This is a genomic window from Streptomyces sp. NPDC102441 (assembly GCF_044765585.1).
GTDB lineage: Bacteria > Actinomycetota > Actinomycetes > Streptomycetales > Streptomycetaceae > Streptomyces.
In genome coordinates this window covers 129,301-147,221 of sequence record NZ_JBIWKH010000015.1, presented here as the reverse complement: position 1 = coordinate 147,221, position 17,921 = coordinate 129,301, and the positions used below count along the sequence as shown (strand labels likewise).

The following is a 17,921-nucleotide window of genomic DNA, read 5'->3' as shown; positions in this document are numbered from 1 at the left end:
CAACAACGCCCCCCGCCCCGGCACCAGCCTCACCCAACGTCACCACGGCGTGACGGACGCGCGACAAACAGGCCACCGGCCCACGACACGCAGACACGTTTCACCCACCCCGCTTCCCCACCACCCTGCATATTTGGCAGGCTGTCCCCCGCAACTCGGGGGATTGCAGGGAGGGACACCAGCACCATGCACACAGCACAAACAGTCACATCCGGAGACCCGCGACTCAGTTGGAGCACCACCGAACCCGACCGGGCGCCGCACCTCCACCACCGCCGCGACGGCATCCTGCCCGCGGTGGCCGCAGCCCTGTCCGTACGCGGAGAGACACTCACCTGCACCGCGGGCAAAGGCGACCAGCCACCCGTCCTCCACCCGCTCGTGCAGGACTTCCTCGACACCCTCACCACCAACCAGCGCGAACGCTTCACAGGACGCTGCCCCGAAGCCATACTCCTGTCACGCCAGCTGACCGCAGCCGACGACAGCCGCTCCAAACGGGCCCAGCGAAAACCCCTCACCAACGGCGAAGCCCGCCGCGCGCTCAAACACGCCCGCCTCACCGCCCGCCGCATCCGCGAGGACGGCGACCCCCTCCACGGCAGCTACGCACCCCCCTGCCGCTCCTGCACGGTCATGCTCGCCCACTTCGGCGTACGCCCCGTCGACCTCACCACCGGCGCGGCGACCACCGCCGAGAAGGGCTGAACACACCACCATGCACGAACCGACCGACCTACCCGGCCAACAGAGCCGCACCTCCACCACGCGCTTCCCCGTCGCCGTCGACGCCGCACTCCACGACGCCGGATGGCAGCCCGGCCGCTGGAACATCCGCCAGGCCGAGGAATGGGCCGACGCCCTCCGCTCCCACGCCTCCCCCGCCGGACACCAGCACGCCGTCTTCCCCGCAGCCGTCGAAGCCTGGGCCGAATTCGGCGGACTCCGGATCACCTCGGCCGCACCCGGCCGGCACATCGCCACCACCACCGTGCACATCGACCCGCTCACCGGGCTCCACCTGGCACGCACACTCGGCGACCTCGGACGCGCCCTCGAAACCGAAGTCGCCCCCCTCGGCGAGGAAGGCGACGGACAAGCGGTCCTCGCCATCGACAACGAGGGACGCGTCTACTCCATCGACCACACCGGCGACTGGTACCTCGGCTCCGACATCGACCGCGCCCTCGAAACCCTGGTGACAGGCGTACAGCCCACCCGCCTCACCTCCGGCTGAGAACGCCTACGCCGCCCCGCCCTCCGGCAACACCGCCGACACCCGGAAACCCCCCACGTCCGTCGGCCCCGACACGAACACACCCCCGAGCCCCAGCACCCGCTCCCGCATCCCCACCAGACCGTTGCCACCGCTCGGCAGCCCCGCGTCCGCCGTCGCACCGTCCGTCGGACCGTTCTCCACCTGCATCGCCACCTCCGCCCCCCGATACGCCAGCCGCACCCACGTCCTGGCGCCCGCCGCATGCTTGTGCACGTTCGTCAACGCCTCCTGCACCACCCGGTACGCCGTCTGCTCCACCTCCGGCGCATACGGACGCAGCTCCCCCTCCACCGACAGCTCCACCGTCATCCCCGCCTCACGGGACTGCGCCACCAGCGCCTCCACCTCACACAGCCGCGGCCCGTCCTCCGCCGCCTCGGCGGCAGCCGCAGCCGCCACCCGCCCCACCGACGCCAACGGCACCTGCCCGCCCCGCGGAGCCACCAGAGCGTCCCCGCTCCGCAGCACCCCGAGCATCTCGCGCAACTCCGTCAACGCCTGCCGGCCCATGTCCCCCACCAGCGCCGCGTTACGCACCGCCTTCGCCGGATCCTTCGGAGCCACCGCCTGCAACGCCGCCGCGTGCACCACCATCAGACTCACCCGGTGCGCCACCACGTCATGCATCTCCCGCGCGATCCGGCCCCGCTCCTCCGTACGCGCCCACTCGGCCCGCTCCTCCGCCCGGTCCGCCAGCAGCGACAACTCCCTCTCCAGCGAGTCCGCACGCTCCCGCAAGCTCTCCATCAGCCTGCGCCGCGCCCCGATATAGAGGCCGAAGAGCACCGAGGGCGCCGTCAGCCCCAGCGACATGAAGAGCGACACCACCGGGACGTACCAGAGCGGCCCGAACTCGGCATGATCAGTCACGCTCTGCCGCAACCGCACGTACGACACGATGAACGTGCCCACGAGCGTCATCCCCGTCAGCACCACCGTGATCCTGCGCGGCACGTCGGAAGCCGCCAGGGTGTACAGCCCGACGATCCCCATCAGGAAGCCCATCTCGGCCGGCGTCGTCGCTATCGACACCAGCACCACCGCGATCGGCCACCGCCGGCGCAGCACCAGCACCGACCCCGCCAGCAGCCCGAAGAGCACCCCGAGCGGCACAGGCAGCCCGGTGTCCCCGGCGAACGCCACCCCCTCCAGCGCACACTCCAGCGCCGAAACCAGCGCCAGCCCCACGTCCAGGGCGACACTGCGCCGCCGCCCCCACCACCAGTAGCCGCGGGTGGTCAAACCCGCCGCTTCCCGGTCTGCCCCCGTTGCGGTCATGGCATCCAGCCTACGGGCGGACGCATCCCGATTTCCGGCGAGTCCGTCAGCACAGAAAGTGGCCGGACCTACAGCAAAGCCGGGCAGATCGCGCGATCCGGTGATACCGAGCGACCTGCGATCGAGGCTGCTTCTGTCGTCGCGTGGAAGGGGCCTGGTACGGCATAGTGTTGGGTGCCAGCCAATCCGGCCAACGGGCACAATGTCCGGTACGGATGGTTATTCCCCCATGGTGTAATTGGCAGCACAGTAGCTTTTGGTGCTATTTGTCCGGGTTCAAGTCCTGGTGGGGGAGCTCACGTCCGGGCCCCGACCTCATGGTCGGGGCCCGCGCTCGTTTCGGGCATATACGCCCCCGGTATCCTGCGGATGTCCACCACCCGAAGCCGAAGGGCACATCCGTGAGCGCCAACAGCCCGGCAGCCGTCGTCGTCCTCGCAGCGGGTGAAGGCACCCGCATGAAGTCGAAGACACCCAAGGTCCTGCACGAGATCTCCGGGCGCTCGCTCGTCGGACATGTCGTCGCCGCCTCCCGTGAGCTCGACCCCCAGCACCTCGTCGTCGTGGTCGGCCACGCCGGCGAGCAGGTCACCGCGCACCTCACCGCCGGGGGCACCCCCGTACGCACCGCCTACCAGGCAGAGCAGAACGGCACCGGCCACGCGGTCCGGATGGGCCTGGAGGAGCTCGGCGGCAGCGTGGACGGCACCGTGATCGTCGTCTGCGGGGACACCCCGCTGCTCTCCGGCGAGACCCTGTCCGCGCTCGCGGCCACCCATGGAGCCGACGCGAACGCCGTCACCGTGCTGACCGCCGAGGTCCCGGACTCCACCGGCTACGGCCGGATCGTCCGCGACGCGGCCACCGGCGCGGTCAAGGAGATCGTCGAGCACAAGGACGCCACCGCCGCACAGCGCGGGATCCGGGAGATCAACTCCGGGGTCTTCGCGTTCGACGGCCGGCTTCTGAGCGAGGCGCTCGGCAAGGTGCGTACGGACAACAGCCAGGGCGAGGAGTACCTCACCGACGTGCTGTCGATCCTGCGCGAGGCGGGTCACCGCGTCGGCGCAGCGGTCGCCGGCGACCACCGGGAGATCCTCGGCATCAACAACCGTCTCCAGCTCGCCGAGGCCAGGCGTCTGCTCAACGAGCGGCTCCTGGAGCGGGCCATGCTGGCAGGCGTGACGGTCGTGGACCCGGCGTCGACGCTGATGGACGCGACGGTGACGTACGAGCGTGACGCGGTCGTGCACCCGGGGACGCAACTGCTGGGCGCGACGCACCTCGCCGAGGACGCCGAGGTCGGCCCGAACTCCCGGCTGAAGGACACGGTCGTGCACGCGGGCGCGCGCGTGGACAACACGGTCGCGGACGGCGCCGAGGTGGGCGCCGGGGCGACCGTGGGGCCCTTCGCGTATCTGCGGCCGGGGACGCGTCTGGGTGCGAAGGCCAAGGCGGGTACGTACGTCGAGATGAAGAACGCGACGATCGGCGAGGGCACGAAGGTGCCGCATCTGAGTTATGTCGGGGACGCGACGATCGGCGATCACACCAACATCGGTGCGGCGAGCGTGTTCGTGAACTACGACGGGGTGGCCAAGCACCACACGACGATCGGGTCCCACTGCCGGACCGGGTCGGACAATATGTTTGTGGCGCCCGTCACGGTGGGGGACGGCGTTTACACGGCTGCCGGTTCGGTCATCACCAAGGACGTGCCGGCCGGTTCGCTGGCCGTGGCCCGGGGCCAGCAGCGGAATATCGAGGGCTGGGTCGCCCGCAAGCGGCCCGGGAGCGCGGCGGCCCAGGCCGCTCAGGCCGCCTCGCAGGAGTCCGACGGCGAAAGCTGACCGGAAACAGGTGCGCCAAAGGCGGCGTACCGTGATAGGTACTCACCCAATTCGGCTGGCTCGTTGCACATCGGGACACATGCGCGCGGTGCCAGATACACGTCTGAGGAGACTGTGCTGTGACCGGGATCAAGACGACCGGCGAGAAGAAACTGATGTTCTTCTCCGGCCGCGCCCACCCCGAGCTGGCCGAGGAGGTCGCGCATCAACTGGGTGTCGGCCTCGTGCCGACGAAGGCCTTCGATTTCGCCAACGGTGAGATCTACGTACGTTTCCAGGAGTCCGCCCGTGGCGCCGACTGCTTCCTGATCCAGAGCCACACGGCTCCGATCAACAAGTGGATCATGGAGCAGCTGATCATGCTGGACGCGCTGAAGCGCGCGTCGGCCCGTTCGATCACGGTGATCGTGCCGTTCTACGGTTACGCCCGCCAGGACAAGAAGCACCGTGGCCGTGAGCCGATCTCGGCGCGTCTGATCGCGGATCTGATGAAGACGGCGGGTGCGGACCGCATCCTCACCGTGGACCTGCACACGGACCAGATCCAGGGCTTCTTCGACGGTCCTGTCGACCATCTGTTCGCGCTGCCGATCCTGGCGGACTACGTGGGCGCGAAGGTCGACCGTTCGAAGCTGACGATCGTCTCTCCGGACGCCGGCCGGGTGCGTGTCGCCGACCGTTGGTGCGACCGGCTGGACGCCCCGCTGGCGATCGTCCACAAGCGCCGCGACAAGGACGTTCCGAACCAGGTCAGCGTCCATGAGGTCGTGGGCAACGTCGAGGGCCGGGTGTGTGTGCTGGTCGACGACATGATCGACACGGGTGGCACGATCTGTGCCGCCGCTGACGCCCTGTTCGCGCACGGTGCCGAGGACGTCATAGTGACGGCCACCCATGGTGTGCTGTCGGGTCCGGCCGCCGATCGCCTGAAGAACTCGAAGGTGAGCGAGTTCGTGTTCACGGACACGCTGCCGACCCCGGGTGAGCTGGAGATCGACAAGATCACGGTGCTCTCGATCGCGCCGACGATCGCGCGTGCGGTGCGTGAGGTGTTCGAGGACGGTTCGGTGACGAGCCTCTTCGAGGAGCAGGAGTGATCACCTGCGGGTGATCGACTTGGGGTGCGGCCTCCCCGCCGGGTAGACTCAGCGAGTTGCTCGGCGAGGGAGGCCGTTCTCATGCGTGGTCATGGGGTCGGCGGTCCGTTATCGACGCGCTCTTCGTAGCAGGCCTGTCGTGGGCCGGGTGACCATCGGTTTTTCGTCACCTTTCGAGTCACCCTACGAGGAGTGCAGCATGGCTGAGATCAAGCTCGACGCAACGATCCGCACGGAGTTCGGCAAGGGCGCTGCCCGTCGCACCCGTCGCGCCAACCTGGTTCCCGGAGTCGTCTACGGCCACGGTGCTGAGCCGGTTCACGTCAACCTCCCGGGCCACGACCTGCTGCTCGCCCTGCGTACGGCGAACGTCCTGATCGGTCTCGAGATCGACGGCAAGGACGCGCTGGTCATCCCGAAGGCCGTGCAGCGCAACGCCATCAAGGGCAACATCGAGCACGTCGACCTCCTCACGGTGAAGCGTGGCGAGAAGGTCGAGGTCGAGATCGCGGTGCACGTCGAGGGCGAGCTGGCCCCGGGCGGCAACCTCCTCGAGTACGTGCAGAACACCCTGCTCGTCGAGGCCGAGGCGACCCACATCCCCGAGTCCGTCACGGTCTCGATCGCGGGTCTGGACGCCGGTGACTCGATCCTGGCGAAGGCCATCCCGCTGCCCAAGGGCTCCGTGCTCGCGGGCGACGAGGACGCCGTCGTGCTCCAGATCGTCTCGGCGCAGGTCGAGGAGGCCCCCGCCGAGGAGGCTTCCGCCGAGGCCTGAGCCTCGCCCCACCTGCTTGACTGACGGGGTGGCGGTTCCCTTCCGGGGGATCCGCCGCCCCGTTTCCCTGTATCGACCTGTATCGACCTGTTCTGTACGCACTGCGAGGAGACCGAGCTCTGATGTCCGACGTCACCGACCCCTGGCTGATCGTGGGCCTCGGCAATCCGGGTCCCGACTATGCGGCGAATCGGCACAACGTGGGCTTCATGGTCGCTGATCTGCTGGCGGAGCGGATCGGCGGGAAGTTCAAGCGGGCGCAGAAGGCGCAGGCGCAGGTGCTGGAGGGGCGGGTGGGTCCGCCTGGGCCGTTGAGCCGCCGTGTGGTGCTGGCCAAGCCGATGTCGTACATGAATCTGTCCGGGGGGCCGGTCACCGCGTTGCGGGATTTCTACAAGGTGCCGGTGGACCACATCGTGGCGGTCCACGACGAGCTGGACATCGATTTCGGGATGCTGCGGCTGAAGCTGGGCGGCGGTGACAACGGGCACAACGGGCTGAAATCGATGACGAAGGCGATGGGTCCGGACTACCACCGGGTGCGGTTCGGGATCGGCCGGCCGCCGGGGCGGATGCAGGTCGCTGATTTCGTGCTGAAGGATTTCTCGTCCACGGAGCGCAAGGAGCTCGGCTACCTGGTGGACCGGTCGGCCGATGCGGTGGAGTCGTTGCTGGCGGACGGGCTCGATCGGGCGCAGTCCGCGTACAACTCCTGACATTCCTGCCGCTTCTTGGGTGTTTTTCGGCCATAGGTTGACCGGTGGCAGGGCTCTGCCCAAGGATCGGCCCCCATGAAGCGGAGTTCCTCCCACCGGCTGGTGGCCCATGGCCGTACGTTCGCCGCGGGCTGTGTCGTCGTGTTGTTGCTGGTGGCGGGTGTGTGGTCGTCGTGGAGCAGCGCGCAGCACATCGTTCTGGCCAAGGGCCGTGAGCACGGGACGATGACGGTGACGGCGTGCGGTGAGGATTCCTGCACGGGGTCGTTCGCGGCGGACGCGGAGTCGCGGGACCGGTCCGCTGTGACGGCTCAGCGGTCCGTCGCGGTGAAGAAGGGGGCCCGTGTCCCTGTCGTGGTGAAGCCCGGCACCGGTGACGTCGTTCGCACCGGGACGCCGGGCTTGCTGCATGCCTGGGTGCCGTTGGGCGGTGCGCTGGTGCTGGCCGCGTTCCTGATCGGTGGCGGTATGCGGCTGACGCGGACGGCGTGGGGCACCGGGTTCGCGGGTGCGGCCCTGTTGACGGCGACGTTCGTCGCCCTCTGAGATATGCGCTGCCGCGTGCGCAACCGCTTCCGTCTTCGGCCCCTCACTCCCCGGCCCGGGACGTGATGCGCGTCGCTTCGCCGAGTACCGAAGCCGCAGAGTCGAGATCAGCCAATCGGGCAGACAGGGTCGCTACAGCAAGCCGCTCGGGCAGAGCAGCTCCGAATTTGAGGCCACGCACAGCGCCCGGGTCCACAGAGGGCAGGGTAAGGCTCTGTAGAGCGTTCTTTTTGGCCTGAGTCCATTCCTGCGTGGACATGCCTTCACGAAGCCGGACGTACGCGTCCGTGGGTCGTTGGACAGAGTCCGCGATATCCCCGAGCGTCGCTGCCAGGGTGGCGTTCGCCTTGTGGCCCGCCCATGTCCACCAGCGAACGTCTGTATGCCGTCCGCTCCTGAGGATGACGGTGGCCTCGGGGTTCACCTTTTCACCGTGGACTGCGCGCGCCTCGCTCAGAGTCTGCTCTGCGCGGCGGGTCAAGGCGACTGGCGGTGTAGCTCCGAGCAGCACTTCCCGGACAGCGCGGGTGAGCTCGTAGGAGGTACCACGGCTGAACCCGGCGCCACTCCAGCGGGCCTTGCCTCCTCCGTCCACCGGTTCGACGAAGCAGCGGCGTCTGGACCAGTCGATATAGGTGACTTGCCAGCTGCGGCCGGCCAGGAGGAGACGCCGGGGGCCCGTGACCCGCTCGGTGAGAAGTGCGGGATCGGTGGTGCCGATCTCCTTACGCCCGAAGAGAACGGTGAATTCGGGTGCCGCGACGAACACTGCTGTCAGATCCATGAAGTGCCGGTAGCCGAAGCGTTGTTCGGCTTCGGGGCCGATGAACAGCATGCCACCATCCCGATCGAGGTACTTCTGGGCGACGAGGTGGCGGACGATCGGTTCGGCTGCGGGGCCGAAGGGCCCGATACCACCCCACCACTCCTGCCACAGGTTTTCTCCCACACGGTGTTCCTGCAGGCAGAGCGCCAGAATCTGCTGAGCTGCGATATGACGGGGCTCGGGGGGCGGCACTACGGGTTCGACCCAGCCCCGGGACCACTGAAGCAACAGTGCGGCAGCGGAGAGCAGCCCGCCTTCGTCGAGAGCGAGGAACAAGCAATTACGCCGGGCCCCAGGGCGGCGGCCGGTGCGGCCGAGTCGTTGCAGGAAGGCGGCGACCGTGGTGGGGGCGTCGATCTGGATCACGCGGTCCAGGTCTCCTACATCGATACCGAGTTCGAGGGTGCTGGTGGAGACGATGACGCAGTCGCGTGATTCGGCAAAGGCCTCTTCCGAGCGTCTGCGTTCCTCGGTGGCGAGAGAGGCGTGAGAGAGAAAGGTAGTGATGCCTTTGGCTCGTATTTTCTCGCCGAGTTGTTCCACCTGGCGGCGCGATTCGCAGAAGACAAGGCGCTTCTCGCCACGATGGAGGGCCGCGACCACGGCGGCGGCGTTGTCGAGGGAGCCGACGTGGTCAAGCTGGATGTCGCCGGTGGGCGGGGCTGCGGTGGCTGTGGGTTCCTGTCGAGGTGTGCCGGGGGCCACGACGTGGGCCGGGCGGGTCCCTGCGCCGGATCCCTGTAGCCAGGTCAGGAGCTCGTGTGGGTTGCCGACGGTGGCGGAGAGTCCGAGGCGTTGCAGCGGCCTGCCAGTGACGCGTTGGAGGCGCTCGAGAACAGCGAGCAGATGCCAGCCGCGGTCGTCCCCGGCAAAGGCGTGGACTTCGTCGACGACCACGGTCCGGATGTCGGAGAAGAAGGAGTGGTGGTCGACATGGGTGCTGACGAGCATCGACTCGAGGGATTCCGGCGTCGTCAGGAGGATGTCGGGTCGTTCGCGAAGGATTCTGCGACGGCGGCTGGTGGCGACGTCGCCGTGCCAGAGAGCCGCTGTGCGGCCGAGCCAGGAGGTGTAGTTCTCCAGCCGTGGCAGGAGATTGTTGAGCAGTGCCTTGAGAGGGCAGACGTACAGAACGGATGTTCCGGGCCACGGCGTTTGAGCCATTGCCGAGAGCAGCGGGAAGATTGCCGCCTCTGTCTTGCCCCCTGCTGTGGGGGCGAGGAGAAGGACGTCGTGGCCGTCCATGACCGGGTTGATGGCCTCCCGCTGCATCGGACGCAGATCGGGCCAGTTCAGGGTGTTGGCGATGTGGTGCAGGACGACGGGATGGAGCCGGTCCGCTGCGTCGGGGGACGGGCCGGTGACACTCACAGTTCGAGCACGATGTCGTCGGCCTGTTCTACGGCAGCGTTGCGTTCCACGTCGGTGAGCTCGGCACTGGTCAGCGTGAGGGCATAGTGGGTGCGGGGGTCGAAGTCGGGGAACTGGTCGACCCTGTCCAGTACGTCTCCCACGAGTTTCTTGAGGAAGAGGCGGGGGGCGATACCCGCCTTCCCGCCCAGGCCGCCTGCGACCGCGCGTGCGAGGTCGCCGAGGTAGGCATCGTCGACGACCGTACGGATGCGCTCGGCGCCGCGGCTGTCGGCGGCGTAGATGTCCCGTACCCGGCTGCCCAGTTCGATGAGTGCGTCGAGGGTGAACCCGGGGAGGCGCAGCTGGACGGCGCGCGGGTTGTCGAAGCGAGCGTCAGTCGTGAAGTCGGCGGCGAGACGCTGAGCGAGTGGTGCCAGGCGCTGGACGCCTTGGGGGCCTTCGAAGAAGGCAGGTGTGCCGGTGATCAGGAGGTAGAGGCCGGGGAAGCGTCCGGAATGTACCTCATCGATGAGCTGGCGCAGCGCGTTGAGCGCTTTGTCGCGTGCGTCGGAGCGAACGCGCTGGAGCGTTTCTACCTCGTCGAGGACAAGGAGCAGCCCGGGGTGCCCCGAGTCCCGTAGGACGGTGAGCAGGCCTTGGAGAAAGCCGAGTGCCCCGAAGTGGTCGAGGTCACCGCGGACCCCTGCGGCACGGCGGGCGGATGCTGCCACGTGGGGCTGTCCACCGAGCCAGGCGATGATGGCATCGGCGGTGGCGTCGTCGCCTGCTTCCTGGGCTGCCCGGTAGCCGCGAAGGGCGGCAGCGAACATAGGGGCGTTCCGGGAGACTTCTGTGAGTCGAGCGGCGAGAAGCTCTTCAGTGGTTTGTGTCAGGGTGTCTTCGGTGGCGCCGGCTGCAAGGGCGTCCTCTTCGAGGGCGTAGAACCAGGCGTCGAGGACCGGGCGGAAGGCACTGGGCGGGAAGCTCGCGGTGGCGAGACGTTCGGTGAGGCGCCGGTAGACGGTTTCCAGCTTGTGCAGAGGGGTTTCACTCTCGGAGATCTGCACTTCGGCGACGGCGAAGTCTCGTTGCTTTGCGCGCTCGGCGATCCAGCGCGTGAAGAAGGTCTTGCCGGAGCCGTATTCACCGCGGACGGCTTTGAAGACGGCGGAGCCGGTGGCCGCTGCGTCGAGTTCGGCGTCGACGGCCTCCTCGAAGCGGCTGAGGCCCACAGCGAGGAGCCCCAGGCCTGTTTCCGGTACGGCTCCGCGGCGCAGGGCGTCGATGAGGCGTCGACGTCGGTCGGGACTGAGTGTTTCGGGGTTCACTTCGCTGCCTCTTCGATGCCGAACTGGCGCTTGAGGAGAGCGATGTCGAGGCGCAGTGAGCGCCCGTTGTCGGTGAGGGTGAGGACGTCGGCCTGGTCGTAGTTGAGGGCGCGCTGGAGCGTGGCGGCGAATCCCACCGCTCGTGGCGCGCGCTTTCCGGCACGTTCGGCGACGACGGTGACGGGGAGCACTCCGTGGGCATCGACGAGAGCGCCGACAGCAGCTGCGATGGTGTCGAATCGTTCGGGACGGGGCAGCGCCTCGATCTGGGCAGCCATGATGTCGGAGGCGCGTAGAGCTTCCACGAGACGCCCGGCCCGGGAGATGACGACGGGCGCGGGTGCTGCGGTCACCTCGCCGGTGTCCGGCGCGGCGTCGAGGGCGTCGAAGGACAGCAATGCGCCCTGGCCGGTTTCCTGCTCGGTGGTGAGCTGCTTCTCGACCGCCTTCTGTGCTGCTTTCCGCGCTGTCCTATGCGGAGCCCGCACTGCTGTGGACGGCGCATGCAGGCGTGCGGTGGTGGTGCCATCTGGGGGGCCCTCGGGCTCCCACCAGTGCGGGCGCTGCGGCCCGAGTTCGCGCCATCCCTTGGGGGCGGGGGCGCCGTGCGGGACAAAGGCGAGTACGGGGATGGCGACTTCGGCGAGCGCGATACCTCCGTGGTATCCCGCCTGCCGGTTGCCGTAGCGCTGCGAGGTGTCCCACAGGGCGGTGATGCGGTTGTCGTCGGCGACGACGCGGCGTCCGGTGAGGACCAGCTCGCCGGGCCCGGCGGCGGTAGTGCCGGTGCGGTGGCGGGCGGAGAGTGCGTCGGGGACGGGCTGCTTGGCTGTTCCGTGGTCGAGGATGTGGCCGTGGTCGGAGGTGATGACGAGGGCTCGGCCGCCGGTGCGGGCCAGCGAGAGGAGGTCTGTCATGCCGAGCAGTTCGTCGAGTTTCCAGTGGGCCACGGCACGGTCCTCGCCGAGCCGGTCGTCGATGGTGTTGACGACGACGGCGACGTGCACGGCCGGGTCCACGAGCGCTTCGGCGAGTTCGCTGCCGAGTCCGTGCCCGGACGGACCGCGCAGGTCTGCCTTGTGGAAGAGCCGCACATCGGCGCCGCGCCAGAAGGGGTGGGCGCCGAAACGCCGACGCTCCTCCTGCTGCTCGATCTCAATGAGTTCCCCGGCGAACAAGGACCCCCGGGACACCTTGGTGAGGGTGGGCAGGGCTGCGAGCATGGAGCGGCGGTGCTGAATGTCGTCGCTGTCGGTGACCGGGTCGTATTCCGCCCAGGACTGTCGGCGCAGTTCGTCCGCGAGTCCCGCGGTGACGGCTGCGCTGGCTCCGTCGAGGACGATGAAGAGCAGGGGCGCCGCAACTGTTTTGGCGCGAGATGGTCTGACCACTGGGCCGAGCACGCGACGGGCGAAATCCTCGACGACCAGGGACTTCTCGGGGGCACTGCCTGAGCGGGTTTCCTCGGTGAGGCGGACGGCGAAGCGCTCATCGACGATGTGCCGACGCGCCCGTACTGCGGCGCTCAGTGTGCCGAGGGCTGCGGGCAGTTCGGGGTGGGCGTGGTCCCCGTCGTCTATCCAGCCGACAGCCAGGTCGGCCCAGCTGTGGTCGTCGATGTGCTGCTGTACAGCTTCGGCTGCGGTGCCGAATGAGCCGGGGGCCGGGGTGGCGAGCCAGCTCAGCAGACGCCTGGCCATCCGGATACGGGTCCGGGTATTCCTGTGCCTGTCCTGGGCGGCCAGGGCGTGGCCAGAGAGTGCGTCCGCGGCACGGTCGAGCTCCCTGACCCTCCGCGGGTCCGGGGCAGCTGTCGGGGAACCAGGGACGCTACGGGTCAGCGCGCGGGCCACCGCGGCGTACCGCGCCTGGAGTCCGGCTTCCAACAAATTGCTCTGTGCGGCGGCCTCTTCAGCGCCGAGGGTCTGAGCGAGGGTGTCGGCACGTGCCAGGAGAGCGAGTGGGTCGGGGCCGGCCCGGGTGGGCTCGTCCTCCGCTGCGACAGGGCGGGACCGGCCGGCGAGGAGGACACGCAGGTATGCCTCGGCCTCGACCCCGAAGGCGGCAAGGGTGTCGTCGTCGAGGCGGTGCGCGCCGAAGAGCAGCTCGGCGCGTCCTCGGGCGCGATCGGCGCTTGCGGGAGCGTTCGGCGCCCACAGCGCGGCGCACACCAGGCCCACGGGTACGGCGTCGGCGCCGCTGCCGCCATCAAACAGGGCGAGCAGGGCGGTGAGCGTCTGTGCGGCACGCGTGCCGACCCGCTCGGGGTCGGTCAGCCATGCGGTGATGCCCTGGCGTTCCTGGGTCCGCAGGGAGGCGAGGCGTTCCGCGGCACCCGGAACGAGCGACCAGGTGAACAGAGTGTGGGCATCGAGGCTGTCCGCGCCGAGCCGATGGCCGGTGGTGGACAGCCTGGCGGCGGTGAGCCGGGACAGGGCGGTGTCGCGGGCGAGGACCGTGCCGGGGCTCTTGGGCCAGTTCTCCTGTCCGGCGGCGTCGATGAGGGCTTCCGCAGCCCAGGCCTCAGCGGTCAGCCGGGGGTCGATGTCACGGGCGCCGAAGATACGGCGTACGACGGCCCAGGGCTCTATGGGATAGACGCGGTTGCGGTAGACACGGGCGAGGAGACCGGGGCCGAGGTCCGCTTCCTCGGCGTCCGTCAGGACGGCCAGGATTTCGGTGCTGTCGCCGCCCTCTTCGTCACCGCCGGCTGACGCACGGCCGGTGGTGACGACATCGAGCAGGGCGAGCGGGGAGACCGCTGCTGTCACCCGTGCGGTCCTGCCCCGGCTGAGCTGGAGCCGTTCGGGGCCGCTCCATCGTGGTTCGGCCCGGATCAGGACGGTGCGCGGCTCACCCTCGGTGAAGGAGCGGGCCTCCAGAACCTGGGCGACAGCAGCCGGATGGGCGGCCCTGGGCCGGGGCCGCCCCTCGGGGGTCGTACGGGTGTCGTGCGTGCTCACGTGGGATCAACCATCTGCCAGGTCACCTGGACACGGGCATCGGGGTCGCGCTCGGCGAGAGTGGACAGCTCGGCACGGAGCATGTCCGCGGCCTCGGCGGCCGTCGTCTCGTACGGTCCGAAGACGGAGAGCCCGCCGGACGTGCTCCCGGAAGCCGTCGCCTTCCCGGAACCGCCGGCCGCCGGAGAGACAGAGGCGCCACCGGTTGCAGGGGTGGTCGGCTTTGCCGGGGTGGGGGTCTGTGCTGTGTTGGCCCGGCGGATGATCCGGGCGAGCTCGTGCTCCACCTTGGTCAGGGCGGAGGGGAGGGACGCGGTGAGCTCATCGGCGTAGGCGGTGCCACTCAGAAAGCCCAGGGCGGCCTCGGCCTCGGTGGCGTACGGCTCGCGCACGGTGCCGGCCATGCCGACGATGGACCACGGGCCCCCCACCAGGGCTGCGGCGACGTCCTTGGCCGTGGTAAGTGACTTACCGATGCGGTCCTGCCCCGCGGATTCCCCGACATCAGCGGCGGCGAGGACCGTGACGACGGCCAGCGGGTCGTGGACGTCGGCTCCGTCCAGGTCCCTCACCAGATCGGCAGCGCGGCGCGCGGTCGCGAGGCGCCCACCGTCGTCGGTGGTGTCGAGACCGAGCCTGTCGGCGTGGTCCTGAAGGGTGTCGACAAGAGTCTCGGCCGCTGTCAGCCACCTCTTCGCCTTGGCGCGCACCCGCTCGCTGAACTCGGCGATGATTCGGGCACGCCTCAGCGGCGTCATCGGGCTCTCGCCGAAGATCCGCCCGGCCCGCTCGACGGCCGTCTCCCACTCCGTCTCGCCGGGCAGCCGCTGGGCCCTGAGCTCGTAGGTGGACTTGAGGACGGTGGGGTCGGCTACGGGAACTGGCCCGCGTCGCAGGGCCCACACCCGGTCGGTACGTTCGGCGTAGGCACACAGCACCAGGTTGGCGACGACCGGGTCGAGGCCGTAGGGGACGGGTTCCTCGATCCAGTCCAGCAATTGCCGCACGGGGATGTCCTTGCCGTCCCAGGCCGTGCCGGCCTTCTGGCCGAAGTGTTCCTCCCAGTGGCGGCCGACCTGGAAGCGGGCTTCGTGCATGGTGCCGAGCTTGAGGCCCTTCTGCCCGGCGACCCGGCCCACCAGCTCCCGGTCCTTGGGCTTGATCTCGACGACGTCGGTGCCTTCGTCGGCAGCGGTCCGCAGGTAGCCGAAGACGGTCTTGATCTCGGCGGCCCGTACCGACAGGCCGTCCTTCTTCGGGTCGAAGTCGGGGTGGGCAGGGTACTGGTGGGCGAGTACCCGGTCGGCGATGAGCCGGACCGCGTCGTACATGGACATGTTGTACTGCGGCAGGATCTGCGCCATGTCGGGCACGGTCAGCACGTGCTCGTCGTACGCCCCGACCTTTGCGGCTTCCTTCGGTGAGAGCCCGTACGCCTGCTTGAGGGCACCGCGGACGGTGGAGGTCAAGGAGCGCTGCTGGTTCTGTAGAGCGCCCTTGGCGCGTTCCCGGTCGTCCGGGTTGAGGTGGCCTGCGTACGAATCGAAGCGCTGCCCGTTGAGGACGTGGTCGACGATGACGAGCCGCTGGAACTTGGCGTACATGTCGTGGGTGAAGTGCGCGGGGATCCAGCAGACGGTGCGGATCTCGTCGTGGTCGGGCAGGTTCTTGAACCGCATCACACGGTCGCGGTCCTCGGCCTCGCCGTACACGTCGTCGAAGGGCATGTCGACGATGAGCCGCCAGCTGCCGTCCTGGCGCGGGTACACATGGTCGTCGGGCAGGGTGTTCTCGTCGGCGAGGTTACCGAAGAGGACTTCCAGGGAGCGGGAGGACCCGCGCCACACCAGGCTGAGCCGCTCGTCGAGCTGCCCTTCGGTGATCGTCATCTCGTCGCGGAGCAGCCGCTTGATGAGGTTGCGGCGGTTGCCGGGGTTGTTGTTGTTCTCGGCGCGGCGGATCACCGACTCGTAGTCGACACCGACGAGTTCCAGGCTGACGCCCGCGTCAGGTCCGTCGACGTACTTGATCTCGGGGAACTCTTCGCTCCACTCCTTGACCCGCCGGGTGACCTCCCGTGCCTCCATACCGCTCACCCGGGACGTGACGATCCCGTGGTTGAGAGCGGTGAGGCGCTTGACGGTGAGGTTCTGGAAGGCGGGGACGGAGGGTACGACCGCGGACAGCAGAAGGGTGCCGATCAGCCGGTCGTCGGTGACGAACGCCTCGACTCTGCGGCGCCGCGTGTCCTCGACGGATGCGGGGTCCCGCCGGTAGGCCTCGATATCCGTGTCGATGATGTCGTGCTGGGCGAGCAGGTAGGGGCGCAGCTTGTTCTTGTACAACTGGGTGGCGGATTCGAACTGGTCGGTCAGGGTGCGGGTGAAGGGGTCGCTGCCGCCGCGGTGCAGCACCTCGTACAGGTCGCCCAGGGGGACGAGCTGGCCGAGCCTCAAGGTCTTGCGCTGGTCGTAGAGCATCTGTCCCATGAGCTTGAGACCTGTGCGGGAGCGGGACAGCGCCTCGGCGACCCGGACGAGGGTGTCCATGAAGGCCGGAGAGAAGGGGTACGCCTTGCGGAAGGTCTCTTCGTCGGCCGCGGTGATCTTGGTACTGCTGCCGAGCAGCGCGTCCCACACCTCGGGCTTGACCCGCTTGATGTTGTTGAACGCCTGGTCGATGAGCGCCTCGGAGTCCGGCACGTCCTCGCGGGCACGCAGCAGCCGCTGATGGGCAATGGTCGGCAGGTCGCTGTCGGGAAGCGGGATGGTGCGGAAACGGTCGTCCGCGAAGGAGAGCGTGTCCTGGATGGACACCTCGGCGGAGCCCTTGACGGCCTCCTCCCCGACCAGCTCGCGCAGGTCGCGCTGCCGGGCGATGAAGGACACGACCGGAATCGAACGGCGCGCGTCGCTGCCCTCGACGAGGTTCGTGATCTTCGAGGACTCTTCGGAGACGAACTTCTCGTCCCGGATGTGACTGGCCAGCCACAGAATCAGTTCGTCGAGGAAGAGCACGAGCGCGTCGTAACCGAGCGATTTGGCGTGCGCGGCGATGATGCCGAGTCCTCGGTCGAGGGACACATAGCCGTGCCGGTCCTCGGCCGCGTCCTTGAAGAGACCCTCGAACCAGCTGCTGAGGGAATCGGAGACCAGCTTGGCTCGCAGTCCGCCCGGTGTGACGGGCTCCCGGTGCCATAGCGGGTCCTCATCGTTCAGGACCTCTTCGTCGACCTGCTCCGAGCCGAGGGCGGTGTCCAGCTTCTCGCTGGTCCAGAAGACCTCGTCGCCCCACTTGTCCTCCCCATCCCCACCGGGCAGCCCTGCGATGAACGCCTCGTCACCCACCCGTTCCCGGTGACTGCGGATGTTCTCGAAGAGCGCGTCCGTCCGGTAGACCTGCGGGATCGGCGCCTTGGGGTGCAGGACGCGGATCTGCTGGACGTAACCGCCCAGCACCTTCTGCTCCAGCGACTTGCCGTCGAGCATGTGGAACGGCAGCAGCAGGAACTTGCGGTCCTGAAGCCAGCCGTGCTCCCGCATCAGCCCGGCGAAGCCCTCACGCCCGCGGGCCTTGAGCGATGGCTGCTCCCGGATACCGAGCAGAGCGGCGAGCACCGCCATGAAGTGGGACTTACCGGAACCGAAGGAGCCGTGCAGGTGGGCTGCCTTGGAGCTGCCGCTGTCCAGCGCTGACTGGATCAGCGACAGTGCGTCGCCGTACGCCTCCACAAGGCCCGGGGTGAGAACGTACGCATCCAGCGCCTTACTGAGTCCCTCGTCGCTTCCCAGCGCCTCAGTCAGCTTCAGAACGTAGCTTTCGTGAGTGATGTTCTCCGGGATGTCGATGACCTCACGCAGCAGTGGCTGAGCGGGCTGTGCCATCGCGTACTCCTCGTGTCCCGGCG

At 68.6% G+C, this 17,921-nt stretch carries 12 protein-coding genes and 1 tRNA gene; 8 read left to right on the top strand and 5 right to left on the bottom strand.

What is annotated here, in order from left to right; translation table 11 throughout:
• Positions 1–186: 186 nt before the first annotated feature.
• Entirely contained in the window at positions 187–708 is a 522-nt protein-coding gene (locus tag ACIREO_RS30090; protein ID WP_404115862.1) for a YwqJ-related putative deaminase, read from the top strand.
• A 10-nt stretch (positions 709–718) separates the two neighbouring features.
• Positions 719–1,237, top strand: coding sequence for an SUKH-3 domain-containing protein (locus ACIREO_RS30085; protein ID WP_404115860.1), 519 nt, complete (start codon positions 719–721; stop codon positions 1,235–1,237).
• A gap of 6 nt (positions 1,238–1,243) precedes the next feature.
• On the opposite strand, the gene ACIREO_RS30080 is transcribed toward ACIREO_RS30085, so the two are convergent.
• Positions 1,244–2,557 (bottom strand): sensor histidine kinase, encoded by a 1,314-nt coding sequence (locus ACIREO_RS30080; protein WP_404115858.1) that lies wholly within the window; start codon positions 2,555–2,557, stop codon positions 1,244–1,246.
• A 223-nt stretch (positions 2,558–2,780) separates the two neighbouring features.
• On the opposite strand from ACIREO_RS30080, the gene ACIREO_RS30075 reads away from it, so the two are divergent.
• The 6 genes from ACIREO_RS30075 to ACIREO_RS30050 all read left to right on the top strand — a co-directional run bounded on the left by ACIREO_RS30075 (position 2,781) and on the right by ACIREO_RS30050 (position 7,544).
• A tRNA-Gln gene (locus tag ACIREO_RS30075) sits at positions 2,781–2,852 on the top strand.
• Between the two features lie 106 nt (positions 2,853–2,958).
• Complete coding sequence (gene glmU, locus ACIREO_RS30070) at positions 2,959–4,407, top strand: bifunctional UDP-N-acetylglucosamine diphosphorylase/glucosamine-1-phosphate N-acetyltransferase GlmU (protein WP_404115856.1); 1,449 nt, start codon at positions 2,959–2,961, stop codon at positions 4,405–4,407.
• A 119-nt stretch (positions 4,408–4,526) separates the two neighbouring features.
• Positions 4,527–5,504, top strand: a complete 978-nt coding sequence (locus tag ACIREO_RS30065) for a ribose-phosphate diphosphokinase (protein WP_099177314.1) — start codon at positions 4,527–4,529, stop codon at positions 5,502–5,504.
• A gap of 199 nt (positions 5,505–5,703) precedes the next feature.
• Positions 5,704–6,282 (top strand): 50S ribosomal protein L25/general stress protein Ctc, encoded by a 579-nt coding sequence (locus ACIREO_RS30060; protein ID WP_404115854.1) that lies wholly within the window; start codon positions 5,704–5,706, stop codon positions 6,280–6,282.
• A 122-nt stretch (positions 6,283–6,404) separates the two neighbouring features.
• Complete coding sequence (pth, locus tag ACIREO_RS30055) at positions 6,405–6,998, top strand: aminoacyl-tRNA hydrolase (protein ID WP_404115852.1); 594 nt, start codon at positions 6,405–6,407, stop codon at positions 6,996–6,998.
• A gap of 75 nt (positions 6,999–7,073) precedes the next feature.
• Entirely contained in the window at positions 7,074–7,544 is a 471-nt protein-coding gene (locus ACIREO_RS30050) for a hypothetical protein (protein WP_404115850.1), read from the top strand.
• Between the two features lie 43 nt (positions 7,545–7,587).
• Here the strand turns inward: ACIREO_RS30050 and ACIREO_RS30045 are convergent, their stop codons facing one another.
• The 4 genes from ACIREO_RS30045 to ACIREO_RS30030 all read right to left on the bottom strand — a co-directional run bounded on the left by ACIREO_RS30045 (position 7,588) and on the right by ACIREO_RS30030 (position 17,898).
• Positions 7,588–9,642 (bottom strand): DEAD/DEAH box helicase, encoded by a 2,055-nt coding sequence (locus tag ACIREO_RS30045; RefSeq protein ID WP_404115848.1) that lies wholly within the window; start codon positions 9,640–9,642, stop codon positions 7,588–7,590.
• Positions 9,643–9,737: 95 nt separating this feature from the next.
• Entirely contained in the window at positions 9,738–11,051 is a 1,314-nt protein-coding gene (brxD, locus tag ACIREO_RS30040; RefSeq protein WP_404115846.1) for a BREX system ATP-binding protein BrxD, read from the bottom strand.
• Positions 11,048–14,014 carry a BREX-2 system phosphatase PglZ gene (pglZ, locus tag ACIREO_RS30035; protein WP_404115844.1) on the bottom strand — a complete coding sequence of 989 codons (2,967 nt, stop codon included), beginning with the start codon at positions 14,012–14,014 and terminating at the stop codon, positions 11,048–11,050. Before pglZ ends, brxD begins: the two co-directional genes overlap by 4 nt.
• Entirely contained in the window at positions 14,011–17,898 is a 3,888-nt protein-coding gene (locus ACIREO_RS30030) for a phage resistance protein (RefSeq protein ID WP_404115843.1), read from the bottom strand. The genes pglZ and ACIREO_RS30030 overlap by 4 nt, the downstream gene beginning before the upstream one ends.
• Positions 17,899–17,921: the final 23 nt, after the last annotated feature.